The organism is Erythrobacter sp. NFXS35, assembly GCF_040148725.1.
Classification (GTDB): domain Bacteria; phylum Pseudomonadota; class Alphaproteobacteria; order Sphingomonadales; family Sphingomonadaceae; genus Erythrobacter.
Genome location: NZ_JAGDEB010000005.1, coordinates 41326 through 56535 on the forward strand (window position 1 = coordinate 41326; position 15210 = coordinate 56535).

General features: G+C 60.2%; 16 protein-coding genes and 1 pseudogene. 14 read left to right on the forward strand and 3 right to left on the reverse strand.

Annotation, left to right across the window (positions count from 1 at the left end; genetic code table 11):
- Position 1 precedes the first annotated feature (1 nt).
- Complete coding sequence (locus J3454_RS15765) at positions 2-439, forward strand: NUDIX domain-containing protein (protein WP_349514735.1); 438 nt, start codon at positions 2-4, stop codon at positions 437-439.
- A gap of 196 nt (positions 440-635) precedes the next feature.
- Here the strand turns inward: J3454_RS15765 and J3454_RS15770 are convergent, their stop codons facing one another.
- Positions 636-977 (reverse strand): tyrosine-type recombinase/integrase, encoded by a 342-nt coding sequence (locus tag J3454_RS15770; protein WP_349514751.1) that lies wholly within the window; start codon positions 975-977, stop codon positions 636-638.
- A gap of 81 nt (positions 978-1058) precedes the next feature.
- Between J3454_RS15770 and tnpA the strand changes: the two genes are divergently transcribed.
- Genes tnpA through J3454_RS15790 form a run of 4 tightly spaced genes read left to right on the forward strand, consistent with a single transcriptional unit; the run spans position 1059 to position 3711 of the window.
- Complete coding sequence (gene tnpA, locus J3454_RS15775) at positions 1059-1436, forward strand: IS66-like element accessory protein TnpA (RefSeq protein ID WP_349514736.1); 378 nt, start codon at positions 1059-1061, stop codon at positions 1434-1436.
- A complete protein-coding gene (tnpB, locus tag J3454_RS15780; RefSeq protein ID WP_349514737.1) occupies positions 1433-1774 on the forward strand; it encodes an IS66 family insertion sequence element accessory protein TnpB in 342 nt (113 codons plus the stop codon). Before tnpA ends, tnpB begins: the two co-directional genes overlap by 4 nt.
- 60 nt (positions 1775-1834) lie before the next feature.
- Positions 1835-3478 (forward strand): IS66 family transposase, encoded by a 1644-nt coding sequence (gene tnpC / locus J3454_RS15785; protein ID WP_349514738.1) that lies wholly within the window; start codon positions 1835-1837, stop codon positions 3476-3478.
- Positions 3478-3711, forward strand: a complete 234-nt coding sequence (locus tag J3454_RS15790; protein ID WP_349514739.1) for a hypothetical protein — start codon at positions 3478-3480, stop codon at positions 3709-3711. The genes tnpC and J3454_RS15790 overlap by 1 nt, the downstream gene beginning before the upstream one ends.
- Here J3454_RS15790 and J3454_RS15795 read toward each other — a convergent pair.
- Positions 3695-4234, reverse strand: a complete 540-nt coding sequence (locus tag J3454_RS15795; RefSeq protein ID WP_349514740.1) for a tyrosine-type recombinase/integrase — start codon at positions 4232-4234, stop codon at positions 3695-3697. The two genes, J3454_RS15790 and J3454_RS15795, sit on opposite strands and share 17 nt — an antisense overlap.
- Before the next feature lie 432 nt (positions 4235-4666).
- Positions 4667-5167 carry a hypothetical protein gene (locus J3454_RS15800; protein WP_349514741.1) on the reverse strand — a complete coding sequence of 167 codons (501 nt, stop codon included), beginning with the start codon at positions 5165-5167 and terminating at the stop codon, positions 4667-4669.
- Between the two features lie 345 nt (positions 5168-5512).
- On the opposite strand from J3454_RS15800, the gene J3454_RS15805 reads away from it, so the two are divergent.
- From J3454_RS15805 to wecB, 9 genes and pseudogenes are all read left to right on the forward strand, one after another.
- On the forward strand, positions 5513-6952 hold the full coding sequence (locus tag J3454_RS15805) for an O-antigen ligase family protein (protein WP_349514742.1): 1440 nt from the start codon (positions 5513-5515) through the stop codon (positions 6950-6952).
- Between the two features lie 78 nt (positions 6953-7030).
- Positions 7031-7735 (forward strand): polysaccharide biosynthesis/export family protein, encoded by a 705-nt coding sequence (locus J3454_RS15810; RefSeq protein WP_349514743.1) that lies wholly within the window; start codon positions 7031-7033, stop codon positions 7733-7735.
- Positions 7736-7910: 175 nt separating this feature from the next.
- Positions 7911-9869, forward strand: coding sequence for a GumC family protein (locus J3454_RS15815; RefSeq protein ID WP_349514744.1), 1959 nt, complete (start codon positions 7911-7913; stop codon positions 9867-9869).
- A gap of 47 nt (positions 9870-9916) precedes the next feature.
- On the forward strand, positions 9917-11146 hold the full coding sequence (locus tag J3454_RS15820; protein ID WP_349514745.1) for a hypothetical protein: 1230 nt from the start codon (positions 9917-9919) through the stop codon (positions 11144-11146).
- Between the two features lie 398 nt (positions 11147-11544).
- Positions 11545-11610: pseudogene (locus tag J3454_RS15825) on the forward strand (hypothetical protein); the annotation flags it as partial.
- Between the two features lie 65 nt (positions 11611-11675).
- A complete protein-coding gene (locus J3454_RS15830) occupies positions 11676-11873 on the forward strand; it encodes a dTDP-4-dehydrorhamnose 3,5-epimerase family protein (RefSeq protein WP_349514746.1) in 198 nt (65 codons plus the stop codon).
- Entirely contained in the window at positions 11870-12727 is an 858-nt protein-coding gene (rfbD, locus tag J3454_RS15835; RefSeq protein ID WP_349514747.1) for a dTDP-4-dehydrorhamnose reductase, read from the forward strand. Before J3454_RS15830 ends, rfbD begins: the two co-directional genes overlap by 4 nt.
- Positions 12720-13787: a dTDP-glucose 4,6-dehydratase gene (rfbB, locus tag J3454_RS15840; RefSeq protein WP_349514748.1), complete on the forward strand. Its 1068-nt coding sequence runs from the start codon at positions 12720-12722 to the stop codon at positions 13785-13787. Before rfbD ends, rfbB begins: the two co-directional genes overlap by 8 nt.
- 159 nt (positions 13788-13946) lie before the next feature.
- Entirely contained in the window at positions 13947-15086 is a 1140-nt protein-coding gene (gene wecB, locus J3454_RS15845; RefSeq protein WP_349514749.1) for a non-hydrolyzing UDP-N-acetylglucosamine 2-epimerase, read from the forward strand.
- The last annotated feature ends 124 nt before the right edge of the window (positions 15087-15210 follow it).

Sequence of the window (15210 nt, forward strand, 5' to 3'; positions counted from 1 at the left end):
CATGGTCTTGCACCTCTTCTTCATGGTGACCAGAGGCCTGACGCTGGGGGTTAGGGCTGTGGTGCGCTCTGATGATGGCAAGTTCTTGCTGGTGCGACACACCTACACTCGTGGCTGGCACTTCCCGGGCGGAGGAGTCGAAAGGGGGGAAACAGCCGAAAGCGCGCTGTCCAGAGAGTTGCGCCAGGAGACGGGCCTTAGCCTAACCGGCGCGGCATTGCTTCACGGAGCCTTTTTCAACGCAGGCATTAGCAGGAGAGATCACGTCTTGGTCTACATATGCGATGCCAGTGGCAGCCTCTTGGAGGAACCGCGTTCTATCGAGATTGCTGAGGTGGGTTATTTTGACTTCCATGACCTTCCCGCTGGCACTGATCTTGGCACAGTTCGCCGAATGAATGAAATTCTTGAAGGCGCGCCGCCAACCGCTACGTGGTGAGCGAAACCACTACCCTGCTGCGCTCTGATGGCCCGCGCAGGGATGTAGGGTGACGTGACCCCCAGCTCTTTCCCCCAGCGGGGATTAGGGCCGGGCGGTTGTTTTGCGCATCAGCGCGGTTGAAGCAATGGGCTGCGTAGCGGAGCCCGTATGCGCGTGGGGGACGGTCTGCAATGTACTTTCGCCGGTATATCTACTACCAGACATTTTGCTCCGCCTGCTCGAGGTAACGCGCGAGCACATTCACTGACTTCCATCCTCCCGCGCGCATGATCGCCGCGGTATCGAACCCGCGCTTGAGCAGGTCCTGCGCCGCTCCAACGCGCATCGAATGCCCGCTGAAAGCGGAAATATCGGATGGGTCGAGGCCTGCCTTAGTAGCCGCATCCTTAATGATCCGCCGTACGGTAGTTGTCTCCAGACATCGATCGATCGCCTTCCCTTGGTAGATCGGGCAAAACAGCCAATCCGTATGTGACCCGCGGCGCTTGATCCATTCCTGCAGCAATTCAGCAGTGCTCTGCGAGGTAAATGGTATTCATCCGGCGGGGGCCGCCTTGTCTGGGTAGGTATTGAGCGCTCTTTAGCGTGCTCTTGTGAGCGCGCTTAAGAGTGGTCGATGGGTCAGGTGACGGTGTTTTCGGGGCCGGAGCGGCGCCGACGGTGGAGCGAGGAAGAGCGGCTGCAGATTGTGGCCGAGGCTTTTGCGCCGGGCGCCAGGGTTGCCGATGTTTGCCGCCGCCATGACGTCTCCTCGGGGTTGATCTACACGTGGCGGCGCAAGCTGCGCGAGGCAGGTGCGGCGCAGAAGGCCAGCGCGGCCGAGGCGTTGCCAGCGGCGGTGTTCGCCGAAGCTGTGCTGGACGAGGATGCGGTGGCAGTCAGCGCTGCCGAGCACCCCGCAATGATCATCGACCTGCCACGCGGCAAGCGGCTGAGCATTTATCCCGCGGCGTCGCCAGCGCTGGTTGCGGCTGCCCTGAAGGCGCTGCGATGATCCCTCCCGGCGCGCGGGTGTGGATCGCGCTCGGCCACACGGATATGAGGAAGGGCATGCAGGGCCTGGCGCTGCTGGTCCAGCAAGGGCTCAAGCGTAATCCGCATGGCGGGGATCTGTTCGTGTTCCGCGGCCGCGCAGGCTCGCTGATCAAGATCATCTGGCACGACGGGATCGGCATGTCGCTCTACGCCAAGCGGCTCGAGAAGGGCCGGTTCGTATGGCCATCGGCGAGTGAGGGAACGGTGTCGTTGAGCCCCTCGCAGCTGGCGTGCCTGCTAGAGGGGATCGACTGGCGTAACCCGCAGTATACATGGCGGCCGGCGAGGGCAGGATAATCGTCGCAGACCCGCATTTTGCCCTTGCAGCAGAGGGTAGATGATGATTCACTCGCCCTCATGGAAGCCGCCATTTCGCCCCTTCCGGACGATGTCGAAGCGCTCAAGGCGCTGCTGGTTTCCGCGCTCCAGAAGGCTGACGAAGCAGAGGCCAAGCTGGCCAACGCCCATGCCCGCGAGAGCGCCATCGAGGCGCTGATCGCCCACCTCAAGCTGCAGATTGCTAAGCTGAAGCGCGAGCAATACGGCCCCAGCGCCGAGCGCAGCCGCCGCCTGCTCGATCAGATGGAGCTGCAGCTCGAGGATCTCGAGGCTGACGCGGCAGAGGATGATCTGATCGCCGAGGAAGCGGCAGCCAAGACCACCACGGTCACCGCGTTCGAACGCAAACGCCCGGCAAGGAAGCCGTTCCCCGATCACCTGCCGCGCGAGCGCGTCGTGGTGCCCGCGCCCTGTTCCTGCCCGGCCTGCGGCGGGGATCGGCTCTCGAAGCTCGGCGAGGACGTCACCGAGACCCTCGAGGTCATCCCGCGCTCGTGGAAGGTGATCCGGACGGTGCGGGAGAAGTTCTCGTGCCGGGACTGCGAGAAGATCGCGCAGGCCCCGGCACCGTTCCACGTCGTTCCGCGCGGATGGGCCGGGCCAAGCTTCCTCGCGATGCTGATCTTCGAGAAGTATGGACAGCACCAACCGCTCAACCGCCAGGCCGAGCGCTTTGCCCGCGAAGGAGTGCCGCTCAGCCTCTCGACCCTTGCCGATCAGGTTGGCGCGGCTGCCCATGCGCTGATGCCGATCTACAAGCTGATCGAGGCGCATGTTCTGGCTGCCGCCCGGATCCACGGCGACGATACCACCGTGCCGGTCATGGCGAAGGGCAAGACCGATACGGCCCGATTATGGGTCTATGTGCGCGACGATCGCCCGTTCGCCGGGTCTGATCCGCCAGCGGCGCTGTTCCACTATTCACGCGATCGGCGCGGCGAGCACCCGCAAGCCCATCTCGCTGCATGGTCCGGGATCCTGCAAGCCGATGCCTATGGCGGCTATAACGAGCTCTACCGCGAGGGCCGCGACCCCGGTCCCGTGCTGGAGGCCGGATGCTTTGCCCATGCGCGCCGCAAGTTCTTCGAGCTGGCCGATGTCGTAAGCTCAGCTCGCAAGAAGAGCCGCGGCCAGCGCAGCAGCATGATCTATCCGATCGCGCTCGAAGCCGTGCAGCGCCTCGACGCCCTGTTCGACATCGAGCGCGCCATCAATGGCAAGACGCCCGCCGAGCGGCTCGCCGTTCGTCAGGAACTCAGCGCGCCGCTGATGGCAGAGCTCCACGCCTGGCTCACCGAGCAAGTTGCCAAGCTGTCGCGCGGCCATGATCTGACCAAGGCCTGCCTCTACATGCTCAAGCGCTGGGACGCGTTCAACCGGTTCCTCGACGACGGCCGCATCTGCCTCACCAACAATGCCGCCGAGCGCGCGCTCCGCTGCATTCCGCTCGGTCGCAAGGCGTGGCTGTTCTGCGGCTCCGACCGCGGCGGCCAGCGCGCCGCCATCATCTACACCCTGATCCAGACCGCCAAGCTCAACGATGTCGACCCGCAGGCCTGGCTCGCCGATGTCCTCGCTCGCATCGCCGATCACCCGGCCACAAGGCTCGATCAACTGCTGCCCTGGAACTGGGCGCCGCGTCCCAACGCCATCGCCGCCTGATGGCCGCGCCTTCGATCGTCTTCACGGCGGATTACGCCGCGCAGCGGTTCCGCGTCGATCTCGATATCATTGAGGAACTCGCCGAAGAGATGACGCCCGAGCTCGGGTGCCTGAGCGTCATCGACAGCACCGACGAAAATGCCCGCGCCGTCACCGCGTTCACACATCGAGGCCTCGAATACCTCGAAGACCTGCTCGACGATCGACGCTCAGAGTTCATGAAAAACCTCTGATCACACCGCGGTCCTCACCGGATGGATACTTATCACGCAACGCCACCAGTTCGGATCGCCGGGTGAGGAGTTCATATCCGAGGGCCAGCATCGCTCGGTTCCGCAGGCCCCACAGCGTGTCGGGCTCATTTGCCATGAACTGGTCCAGATAAGATCGGGTCAGCCCCTTGGCCTGCTTGGGCCGGATCGCGCGCGCCCGCTTGACCTTGCGAAAGGTGAGGTTGATTTCCTCGTCGTAAGTCGGATCGGGAATCTGGAGCAGCCTGTGTACCTTGCGGATTGCGTAAAGCCGCCGCTGAACGGTGGAGGGCGCCTTCTGTTCTCCCTGATCTTCAAGGAAGTGGCATACCATCTCCACGGACGCTGGGAACGGACGGTCAATGCCATTTTCGAAACACCATCGTTCGAAGGCCTCGACATCGGCACGATAGCTGCGCATTGTTGCTGGCGAATAAACACCTTCGAGACGCTTGAATTCTTGGCGCCAATCAGGCAGTTGAAATATGCTCTTTTTGAAATTCATATTGCCCATTATGAGCAATTTAGGTTTGAGGTCAAGTGATAACTGCTGAGCAAATCCGCGCTGGACGCGCTGCCGTGGGATGGTCGGCGGAGGAACTCGCCAAGACGGCCGGGATCGTGCGACGGACAGTCGTGGCAATCGAAGGAGGGCAAGGCCTTCCTTCCTCAAACGTGCGAACCTTACAGAAAATCAAGTTGGCTCTCGAAGCCGCCGGTATCGAGTTCATCGGCTCCCCAGCCGATAGACCGGGCATCCGCATCGGAACGCCGCCGGCACCCTGAACCACGCTGCAACCGGTTGCACTTGCTTACATGCCGGTACAGCCGCCCGCTCTGTCTGTGCTCGCTTCGAATTCTGTGCCGGCAGGCGCCTTGATTTCGCGCCCAGCACAAATCCCTTCCAGCACTCAAGAAGCCCGGCCGCGGCAAGCCGTTACGCTTCTGCCTCTCCGTCGTCCGCTTCTTCACTCTCGATCACCTCGATCACTTGCAGGTGCCTTTCACGTTCTTCGCGAAGATCCTTCAAAGTGTCCCTGATCTGCCGCCCGAGCATCCCTTGGTACCGACCGACCAGGTACTGGTTGGCAAGTGGCATGCTGCGGGCAGTACCGCCATTGGGATCGGGAAAGGTACCGTGAAATAGCTCAACCTGCTCCGCTTCGGCGGAGGCCAGACGACGCTCACGCCAGAACAGCATCGCGAGCCTTTCGACCAACATCAATTCCAGAGCTGTCATTGGCTCAAAATCCTCAATGAGCTCCGCGCGAAGCTCCATGAAGAGATCGCGGTTCTCATGCGCCGCGACAAAGCGGCTGCTCAGGACCGCATGCCGTGTTGCATTGGCGCTGCTGATGGCCCGGCCCTCAGGAGTGTTTGGGCCGGTGCTGCGTTGGGCGTTGCGACGGTTCGCTTCGATCTGTCTGCGGCTTGTCATGGCATAGGAGAGATCACGCCATTCGAAGCACGTAAAGCGTGCTCTTGCACTGATCTGGGGATTTCGGCGGGGTTCGGCGCAAAGCGCCTTATGTCCCGCTCAAGCGCGGGGTAGCGATAAAGCAAATGTTGCGAACCAAACGAACCCAATCGCGCATAAATCACCGCAAATGCATGATAACGTGCAGCACCGAACCTCCCCCTGCTGGCCCCCAAACATCGAAGCCCGTTCCCTCGCTCCGGCAGCACGGCCTGTGGACACAAAGCAAGCCAAGGCTCTTTCTCTGCCTTGCGCTCTCACCTAGTGCAAAGACGGCTATCCAACCTTCGGGAAGGTTTTTGAAAATTGAACAGCGCAAAGCAATTCGAATGGCGTTCGGCCAAGGCCGGATCCCGTAAGCCCGGCACGCCCGCTCCGCACTTGCGGTGGGTCTGGATCGGTCTGTTTGTCGCCGCTATCGCCCTACTGGGCGGTAGCTCGCGCCCCGATCCCATTCAGCATGCCTTGCTGCGCCCGCTCGCAGCCCTCTTCCTTATACCTGCACTGTACCATCTGCGGCTCGCTGACCTTGGCCGGGTGAAGGTCCTTGCAGCGCTGCTCGACATGACGCTGGTGTGGATGATCATCCAGCTGGTGCCGCTCCCGCCTGAACTCTGGCAAGGACTGCCGGGAAGGGGCATTATCGCCGAGATCGATCAGCTGGCAGGTATCGAAGCTGTATGGCGGCCCCTGTCCCTCGCACCCTTCCGCGGCCTTAATTCAGCTCTGGGCATGGTGATCCCGATCACCGCCCTGCTGTTGGCGCTTTCAATGAAGATGGATACGCGTCTTGTCCTGCTCGCCATTGTTGCGATCGGATTGGTCGATGCTGCTTTCGGTATGCTGCAGGTCATCGGCGGGCCGCGCAGCCCCCTCTATCTGTTCGCTATCGCGAGCCGCGGCGCGCCTGCAGGCATCTTTGCCAACGAGAACCACTCGGCGGTCTTTTCAGCCCTTGCGCTGCTTACAATCGTGCGGCTCAGCCTCGAGCTGCACGTGCCCAAAGATCCGGCCTGGCTGCGGCTCGCCGCAGCGCCCGCTTTCGTGTTCATCCTGTTGGCGGTTCTCGTTACCGGCTCGCGCGCAGGCTATGCGGCAACGCTCGTCGTGCTCGTCGCTTCCGGCATGATGGCACTCCTCAATTCCCGCAAACAGGCGCGAAGCACCCGCCACAAGCGTCGTAGGGACGGGCTGCACAAGCGCAGCGGTATTCTTGCGCTCATTTTTGCCGCTTCCCTTGTGCTGGTGGTCATGATGTTCGTCTGGCTCGAGCGCACGCCTGCGCTGCAAGACATGCTGACGCGCAGTTCGTTCGAGGATCTTCGCTGGTCGCTCTGGCCGGTGCTCGCCGTCATGATTGGCGACCACTGGCTGCTCGGGACCGGATTTGGTTCCTTCGATGCCGTCTACCATTTCTATGAGCCGACGGCGCTGCTCCTGCCGCGTTACGTCAACCATGCGCATAACGACTGGGCGCAGCTTGTGATCGAAGGGGGGCTTCCTGCAATAATGTTGCTGGCGGCGGGCTTGGTATGGCTCGGCAACGCGTTGTGGATTGTGATCAGAAAGGCGGAGACCTCGGCCATTTATCTGATTTTCTGGATGGCCTGCATCGCCATCATCGGGGCGGCTTCCATCGTCGATTATCCGCTCCGGACGCCGATCTTCCAGACCGTCTTTGTCTGGCTATTTGTCTCTCTCGCTCTCGACAAGGCGAGCGTTCTGTCAAAGCACCAGTCGGCCTGAGAATGGTGTCCGAAGCTCCAAAATTTGTTTGCGGGCGGACGAAATGCGCTATGGGTGACAGAGCTTCCAAAGGGTAACATGATTAGTTTCTGGCGACATATTTTTGTGATCGGCGCTGCCGGTCTCCTCGCAGCATGCGCGACTGACCGGTCGATCGGTCTGGCACCTGAGGTCCAGGTTACTGAGCTTGAAGAGCTTCCTGCGCCGCGCGGGGAAATATCCTATGTTGTCGGACCGCAGGAGAAGCTCGAGATCGAAGTGGTGGGCGCCGAATCGCTCAGCGGGACTTTCCTGACCGATATCGACGGACGCCTCGCGTTTCCGCTCATCGGCGTTGTCGAGCTTGAAGGCCGGACACCCAGCGAGGCCTCGACCCTGATCGCGGATCGTCTGCGCGGCAAATTCCTGCTGGATCCGCAGGTCCGGGTGATACCGGAAGAATTTCCGGTCCCTTCGGTTTCGGTTGGCGGTCAGGTCAAGAAGCCCGGGAGCTATCCGGCCGTTGGCCGGCAGACCTTGCTGCGCGTGGTGAACCAGGCTGAGGGGCTGACCGAATATGCCAAAGAGGATGATGTCCTCGTTCTGCGGACGGTCAATAATCAACGCTACATCGGGGTCTATAATCTCCGGGCCATCCAGCGCGGCAATTATGCCGATCCGCAGCTCTTCCCGAACGACATCGTGATGGTGGGCGATTCGCCGGAGCGCCGCCGTATCGATACGCTGCTGCAACTTTTGCCGCCGGTCCTGACGACCGCCGCGATCCTGATCTCACAGCGGTGACCTTCCCATCATGAATGACCAAACTTTCCCCTCGCAAGGCTGGGAGGCTCCCGTTCAACGCGACATAGCTGACGAGGACGGTTTCCACCTCGATCTCGAGCGCTACTGGATCGAGGCGCGCTCTCTGCGTTACTGGCTTGCCGGAATCCTTGCCGCAACGGTGCTGGCGGGCCTGTTGTTCACTTTGCTGTCCACCGAACTTTACCGCGCCAATATACGTATTGAGGTTTCGCAGATCACCTCGAATGTGACTGCGATCGATCCCCTCGAGAACGAATCCCGGGTCTCGGAGCTGCAATATCTCAACACTCAGTACGAATTGCTCGAATCGCGGTTCATGGCAGCGCGCGTTGTCAAAGCTGGCAATCTCTTGCGCGACGAGACGTTCATGGAAGCCTTTGCGCTCGATGAGGCCGAAGAGGAGGTTACGGCCCGGGATGTCGAAGAACTCCTGCTCGAGAATATCACCGTCGAGCCGATCACCCAGTCAAGCCTTGTCGATGTAAGCTTTTCCAGCCCGTCGCCGACTGTTTCCGCCAAGATTACCAATCTTTGGGCGCAGGAGTTTATTGCCGCCAACTACGAAAAGCGGTTCGGCGCGAATATCGACGCACGCGACTTTCTCAACAAGCAGATCGCGGAATTGCGTGAGCGACTGTCGCTCTCCGAGCGCGAGCTTGTTCAATACGCTAATGCCAACGAGATTCTGGTGCTCGAGGCAGGCGGAGGCCGCGAGGGTTCCGAAACCGCTGCGCAAACACTTATCGCAACCGATCTGTCTGCCCTCAATGTGGCGCTCGCCGAGGCGGTGACCGACCGCATTGCTGCTCAAGCCTCGCTACAATCGGGCGATTTCCCTTCGCAGGATCCGCGCAATGCGTTGCGCGCAGAACTGGCAAAAGTAGAAGCACAGGCAGCAAGCCTGCGCTCCAACTTCGGCCCCAGCTTTCCGCCCTTGCTCGAGAAGGAAGCCGAGGTTGCATCGCTCAAGACCTCGCTAGCATCGGAATCGCGCGCGGCCCTCACTTCGGCTGCAAGCCGCGAGCGGGAACTGCGCAAGAAACTCGAAGAAGCCAAAGCACGCTTCCTCGGCCAGCAGGACCTCAGCATTCAATACGGGATTCTCAAGCGCGAAGTCGACACTAACCGCGAGCTCTATGATGCGCTGCTGCAACGTTACAAGGAACTCGAAGCGTCGGGGGCAGGGCAGAACAACATTAAGCTGATCGACAAGGCCGAGGTGCCGCTGGATCCCTATGCCCCGTCGCTGATACAAAACCTCCTGATCGGTATCGTTGCGGGCCTCATTCTGGCCGGCAGTGTTGTCTATCTGAGGGTCACGCTCAGCCAGACGGTCAAGGATCCGCAGGATGTCACTCGCAAGCTTGGACTCCCGGTTCTCGGCCTGATCCCGAAGTCGAATTCTCCGTCGATCAGGGAAGATATCATCACCCGCTCCTCCGAGCTGAGCGAAGCCTACAAGTCTGCCCGAACGAACCTCAGTTTCCTGACACCGGATGGCGCGCCCAGGGCGCTGATGCTGACATCGTCGGTGCCATCCGAAGGCAAGAGCATCTCAACCCTCGCACTTGCCGCAAGCTTTGTGCACTTGGGCAAGCGGACGCTGTTGATTGATGCCGACCTTCGCAATTCCCGGATGCAGAACCTGCTCGGCGAGGATTTCAGCAAGAATGGTGGGCTAGCCGCTCTGCTGAGCGGGAATGCGTCCAGCCTGAAGGAGCAGGTGGCGACGATCGAGGATTTCGGCATCGACTATCTGCCGCATGGCTTCACCCCGCCAAACCCGGTGGAATTGCTCGCCAGCCCACGCTTCAGAGAACTGCTCGAAGAAGCACGCAGCAGCTACGATCAGATCCTGATCGATAGTGCCCCGATGCTGAGCCTCGCCGATGCGGTCGAACTCGCACGAGCGGTTGACGGCGTTGTCTATGTCATTGAATCTGATCGTATCAAGGTTCGAGTGATCGAGAACGCGATCGGCCGTCTCACTCGAACGGGCGCGCGCGTATACGGCGCAATTGTCACGAAACTCGATGCAAACGGAGCTGGCTACGGCTACGGCTACGGCTATGGATATGGCTATGGCTACGGCTCAGACCCGGTCGAGGATTGACAGGCAGGCAGGGCGCAACCTGCGAGGATCAGGACGGTAAAGTCGCCATGAAATTATCCAGACTGTTCCTGGCCGGCTTGGTGGCAGTGCCGCTTGCGACATTTTCGGGCGCTCATGCGCTCAGCAGTGCAAGCTTGCGTAATGCCCCCGAACTTTCCCGCGCTGTCTTTCCCCCTAATGCGGTTGCGTCCGAAAGGCTGGCTTACGCAGCATTTTTGGACGGCGTGAAAGGCGCGGTGGGCGCAGCGCGGCAGGACAAGGCAGCGAGCAGCGCTGCGCAGGCCGATGGAATGCCTGCCTCTGCGCCGAGTCCGGCCGATCTGCAAAGACTTGCCAGGAGCCCTGCACAAGCTGCTCGGGAGGCACTGAAGCGCGAGCCACTGCTTCCCAAGGCGCATGCACTCCTGGCGCTGTCCGAAGCGGACCCGCAAAAAAGGCGCAGGATTGTCACTTTGGCCTCAAACCTCAACCGCCGTGAGATCTCACTTCAGGCCCTGGTTCTTCAGCAAAGAGCCGAGGCCAATGATTATGCCGCGACGATCGATACGCTCGACCAAATCCTGCGGGTTCATCCTGAACGCCAAGCCGAATTCTTTTCTTTGCTCGTGAATGCATTGACGCAACGCGAAACCAGAACGGCATTTTCGAATCTTGTGCGCGATCCTCTACCATGGCGCGATGCCTTCCTTGGATTTGCCGTAGGAAAACCAGAGGCTCTGGAAAACCTGGCTGCCATCCGCCAGGACATCGACCTCGATAATCGTGCGTTCGATCAGCGGCTGATCGCCGGACTTGTCGCACAAGGCAGGATCGATGAGGCGGCCTCGCTTTACAACCTGGTGGCAGGATCCGAGCAGGGCACGCCCGCTGGATCGTGGCAGGCCGACTACCCACCATTTGATTGGCAGCTCGCGGACACACCTGGGCTGCGCGCGCAGTCCAATAGTGATGGTACCCGTCTGGAATTTTCCGTCGATCCGGGGGAGGGCGGCATTCTTGCCTCCAGGATCATCCCGGCGCCTTCATCCGCGTTCGAAATTCGTGTTCCTCACGAACTCGATCCCTCATCTGAGCGCGAGGATTTGAAATTGCGCGTTTCGTGTGTGGGCCAGATCACCCCGTTTTTCGAAGATACTTTCGCAAACCGGAAGTCGGTATTCGCCATTCGCCGCCGCCCCGACTGCCAATATCTCGAGGTTGCCATAGCGGGCAGGGCATGGACCGGTTCGCGCGCGCTCAGTGGGACTTTCGGAGAACTGCAAGTGATCTCCAGATGATATCTGGTTCTCGTCCAATCGTTCGGTAATGTGGGGGGCGCATGAGCTTGCCGCTTGCTACAGCTGGATAATCGCTGCGATCCCTAGGGCGAATGCGCCCCCAAGAATGACTATGATCAGGTCAACCTCCCACCACTTGCCGGTGATGGCATCTTCGCTCTTCATCCCGAGGATCGCCGCCAGATGGGCCCGAAGCCTGTAGATTAGTCTGCGCTGTCGCATGGTGAATGCGTAACGCATGACTTGAGAGTTGGCTAGGGCTGCAGAGTGGCCTACCGAAGAAGTCTTTGAGACCAGTGATCAGCGGTATTCAGGCAGCCCGCATCGCTAAGGCTGCAGCAGGCCATTCTGCGCAGGTGTATTTCCTGAACTTAGCTCCCCAGAGAAAGCTGGTTCGTGTGAACCGGGGTGCGGTTTGCGATGTCGCGGTAGACCTTCGCTGGTCTTTGCCGCAGTTCGGCAAATGGATGGGGGTCGTACTGAGCGCGCGTAATCAGAGGATGTTCGGCGTGCCAGGAGGATATTGCTTATGGCTTTTTGGCACTCGAGGAGCAGACGGATTTCCTTTACAAGTGCACTGCCCCCTTATGCGCCGCAAGGTGAGCATACCTTGGCCTGGAATGACCCGACGGTGGCGATCGAGTGGCCAACCACGGGCAACGATCCAATCATTTCTCAAAAAGACGTTGCCGGGCATAGTCTTGCCAACGTACCGGTGTTTGCATGAAAATCTTGATTACCGGCGAAAATGGGCAGCTCGGACGAGCACTTCAACAGCTTGCCCCGGCATGGGCCGAGACTAACGCTATCGATGCGGATGATTGCGATTTCACCGAAGAGTCGATGCTGCGCGCACGGCTGACGGTGGAAGCGCCTGATGTGATCCTTAACGCGGCCGCCTATACCGCAGTCGACAAGGCCGAAGACAACGAGGATCTCGCGCGTGCAATTAACGCGGTCGCTGTCGCTGTGATGGTCGAAGCCATGGCAGAGACGGGGGGCAGGGTGGTGCATGTCTCGACCGACTTCGTGTTCGACGGCACAGCGTCGCGGCCCTACCGCCCCGATGACGCGCGCAATCCACTGTCGGCCTATGGTCGGACCAAGGCCGAGGGCGAGGATCACTTGCGTGATGAAGACCTGCTGGTGCGGACCGCCTGGGTCTATGAAGCGGGTGGGACAAACTTTGTGCGCACGATGATCCGGTTGATGAACGAGCGCGAGGAACTGGCCGTGGTAGCCGATCAGGTCGGCGCGCCGACCTGGGCCACCGGCCTTGCGCGCACGATCTGGGCGCTGCTCGAACAACACGCCACCGGCACCTTTCACCACTGCGATGACGGGGCAATTAGCTGGCATGAATTCGCGGTTGCGATCGCCGAGGAAGCCCATGCTCTCGGGCTGGTCGCGCGCATCCCGGTGATCCGGCCGATCACCACCGCTCAATACCCCACTCTGGCGCAGCGCCCGGCATATTCGCTGCTCGATTGCAGCGCCACTCGCGCATTTCTGGGCGAGGCGCCGGTTCCCTGGCGCGCGAACCTACGGCTGATGCTCGAAGAGGAAGCGAGACTTGGCTAATCTGCTCGTCACCGGCGGGGCTGGCTTTATCGGCGGCAACTTCGTTCATTACTGGAATGCGCATCACCCCGACGACAGAGTGATCGTGCTCGATGCGCTGACGTATGCCGGCAACCGCTCCACCTTGGAAGGCGCGCCCCATGCCGAACTGGTTGAGGGTGATATCCGCGACACCGTCCTGGTCGAGCAGCTCCTGCGCGAGCGCGATATTGCGGCAATCGTGCACTTTGCCGCCGAAAGCCATGTCGACCGTTCGATCAGTGGACCGGATGCCTTCATCGACACCAATATTCTGGGCACCAACAGCCTGCTGAAGGCCGCGCGAGCGGTGTGGCTTGCGGGCGACGGGCGAATGCACCGGTTCCACCACATCTCGACTGACGAGGTGTTCGGATCACTGGGACCGCAAGACCCGGCCTTCTCCGAAATCACTCCCTATGCGCCCAACTCGCCCTATTCGGCGAGCAAGGCCGCCTCCGATCACCTCGTGCGCGCATATCACCATACCTATGGGCTGGAAGTGACGACCAGCAATTGCTCGAACAACTACGGCCCCTACCAATATCCCGAAAAGCTGATCCCGCTGTTCCTCCTGAACGCGCTGCACGGGCGCAGTTTGCCGATTTACGGCGACGGGATGAACGTGCGCGACTGGCTGCATGTGGAGGATCATTGCCGCGGGATTGAAGCCTGCCTGCTCCGCGGTCAGCCAGGTGAGACTTACAATATCGGGGGCGGGGCCGAGCTACTGAACATGACCGTAGTCGATTGCGTCTGCGCCGAAGTCGACCTCGCTTTTGCCGAGGTTGCTGGTCTCGCCGAGCGCTATCCTGCTGCGCCAGCGGCACGGGGCGAACGGACTGATACGCTCAAGACCTTCGTCAACGACCGCGCGGGGCATGATCGACGCTATGCCATCGACGAGACAAAGGCGCGCGCCCAGCTGGGCTATGCCCCTGAGTGGGGTTTCGAGACCGGATTGCGCCAAACGCTGGGCTGGTATCTCGATAATGAGCACTGGTGGCAGCCGCTTCTACGCGTGAACGCCGCCAGCGGGTAGTACAAGCAGCCGTCGCAGCAAAATTAAGCCGAAAGGCCTCTAGCAGTCCCGGAGAGGCCCGACTCTCCGAATTATTCACAGTGGATTAAATCGTTGTTATTCTACTCCGGTTAGGTTTCGGCGGTCTGGAATGAACAGCCGCAACCGAAGATGAGGGCTATGCAGCACGGAAGACGTCCCAAAATAATCGTAAGCTTTGGTACCCGCCCGGAAGCAATTAAGATGTTTCCAGTGGTTCACGCGCTGAAGGCACACGGAGCATTCGACACGCGCGTGGTCGTGACTGCCCAGCATCGAGAGATGCTCGATCAAGTGCTGAAAATGAGCGATATCGTTCCGGACATCGATCTTGACCTGATGCAGGAAGGGCAGAGTCTCGACGCCCTTTCGGCCCGGATCATTACGCGGTTTGGCGCGGTACTCGACGTTGAACGACCCGACCGCGTTCTCGTACACGGGGATACGCTGACTGCCATGATGGTGTCGTTAGCGTGCTACTTTCGCAAAATACCAGTGGGTCACGTGGAGGCAGGTTTGCGCAGTGGCAATATTTATGCGCCTTGGCCAGAGGAGCTAAATCGCAAAGTCACAGCGATAATTGCCGATCTGCATTTTGCTCCGACCCCGCGCGCTCGGCAGGCGCTGCTTGCCGAGACAATTGCGGATGAAAACATCTTTGTTAGCGGCAACACAGTGGTTGACGCCCTGCTCGAAACGCGGAGGCGCGTCATTGCCAATCCTGCTCTGGCCGCCGCGATCGAGCCATTGCTTAAGCGATTCGAAGGCAAGCGGATCGTCGCGGTTACGGCTCATCGCAGGGAGAATTTTGGTGCAGGGCTCACCTCTATTGCGAAGGCTTTAGTCAAGCTGGCGCAGCGCGATGATATCGCCATCATATTTCCGGTTCACCCTAACCCGGCCGTGAGTAAGGCGATGCTACCTTTGCTTGAACGCATCCCCAATATCGCTCTCATCGAACCGCTGGACTATCCCAATTTTGTCAGAATGCTGGATGCAAGCGATCTGATCCTTACTGACAGTGGTGGTATTCAAGAGGAAGCGCCCAGCTTTAGAACTCCGGTGCTTGTCATGAGAGAGACCACAGAGCGCCCAGAAGCTATTGAAGCTGGCACAGCTCGACTGGTGGGCACGTCGGAAGCAGCTCTCGTAGCAGCCGCCAACCAGTTACTTGACGATAAGAATGACTATCAAACAATGGCGAGTAAAATCAACCCATTCGGTGACGGCTCCGCTGCGCATAAGATAGTTGAAATTCTTTGTAAACGCCATTTGCCGTGACGTGCTCCCCTGATTGTTACCAGTCAGAGGTAGAGTCCGGCTCCTTCATGATGGTTGTTTGATGGGATGGCAACGTGTCTGGGGGCATGCCCCCAGACACGTTGGCCGGCGATCTCGGCGGGGG

Bases quoted from the DNA above. Each gene is read 5' to 3' on its own strand.
- J3454_RS15765 (WP_349514735.1), top strand. From the start codon at position 2: ATGGTCTTGCACCTCTTCTTCATGGTGACCAGAGGCCTGACGCTGGGG.
- tnpA (WP_349514736.1), top strand. From the start codon at position 1,059: ATGGGTCAGGTGACGGTGTTTTCGGGGCCGGAGCGGCGCCGACGGTGG.
- tnpB (WP_349514737.1), top strand. From the start codon at position 1,433: ATGATCCCTCCCGGCGCGCGGGTGTGGATCGCGCTCGGCCACACGGAT.
- tnpC (WP_349514738.1), top strand. From the start codon at position 1,835: ATGGAAGCCGCCATTTCGCCCCTTCCGGACGATGTCGAAGCGCTCAAG.
- J3454_RS15790 (WP_349514739.1), top strand. From the start codon at position 3,478: ATGGCCGCGCCTTCGATCGTCTTCACGGCGGATTACGCCGCGCAGCGG.
- J3454_RS15795 (WP_349514740.1), bottom strand. From the start codon at position 4,234: ATGAATTTCAAAAAGAGCATATTTCAACTGCCTGATTGGCGCCAAGAA.
- J3454_RS15800 (WP_349514741.1), bottom strand. From the start codon at position 5,167: ATGACAAGCCGCAGACAGATCGAAGCGAACCGTCGCAACGCCCAACGC.
- J3454_RS15810 (WP_349514743.1), top strand. From the start codon at position 7,031: ATGATTAGTTTCTGGCGACATATTTTTGTGATCGGCGCTGCCGGTCTC.
- J3454_RS15820 (WP_349514745.1), top strand. From the start codon at position 9,917: ATGAAATTATCCAGACTGTTCCTGGCCGGCTTGGTGGCAGTGCCGCTT.
- J3454_RS15830 (WP_349514746.1), top strand. From the start codon at position 11,676: ATGGCTTTTTGGCACTCGAGGAGCAGACGGATTTCCTTTACAAGTGCA.
- rfbD (WP_349514747.1), top strand. From the start codon at position 11,870: ATGAAAATCTTGATTACCGGCGAAAATGGGCAGCTCGGACGAGCACTT.
- wecB (WP_349514749.1), top strand. From the start codon at position 13,947: ATGCAGCACGGAAGACGTCCCAAAATAATCGTAAGCTTTGGTACCCGC.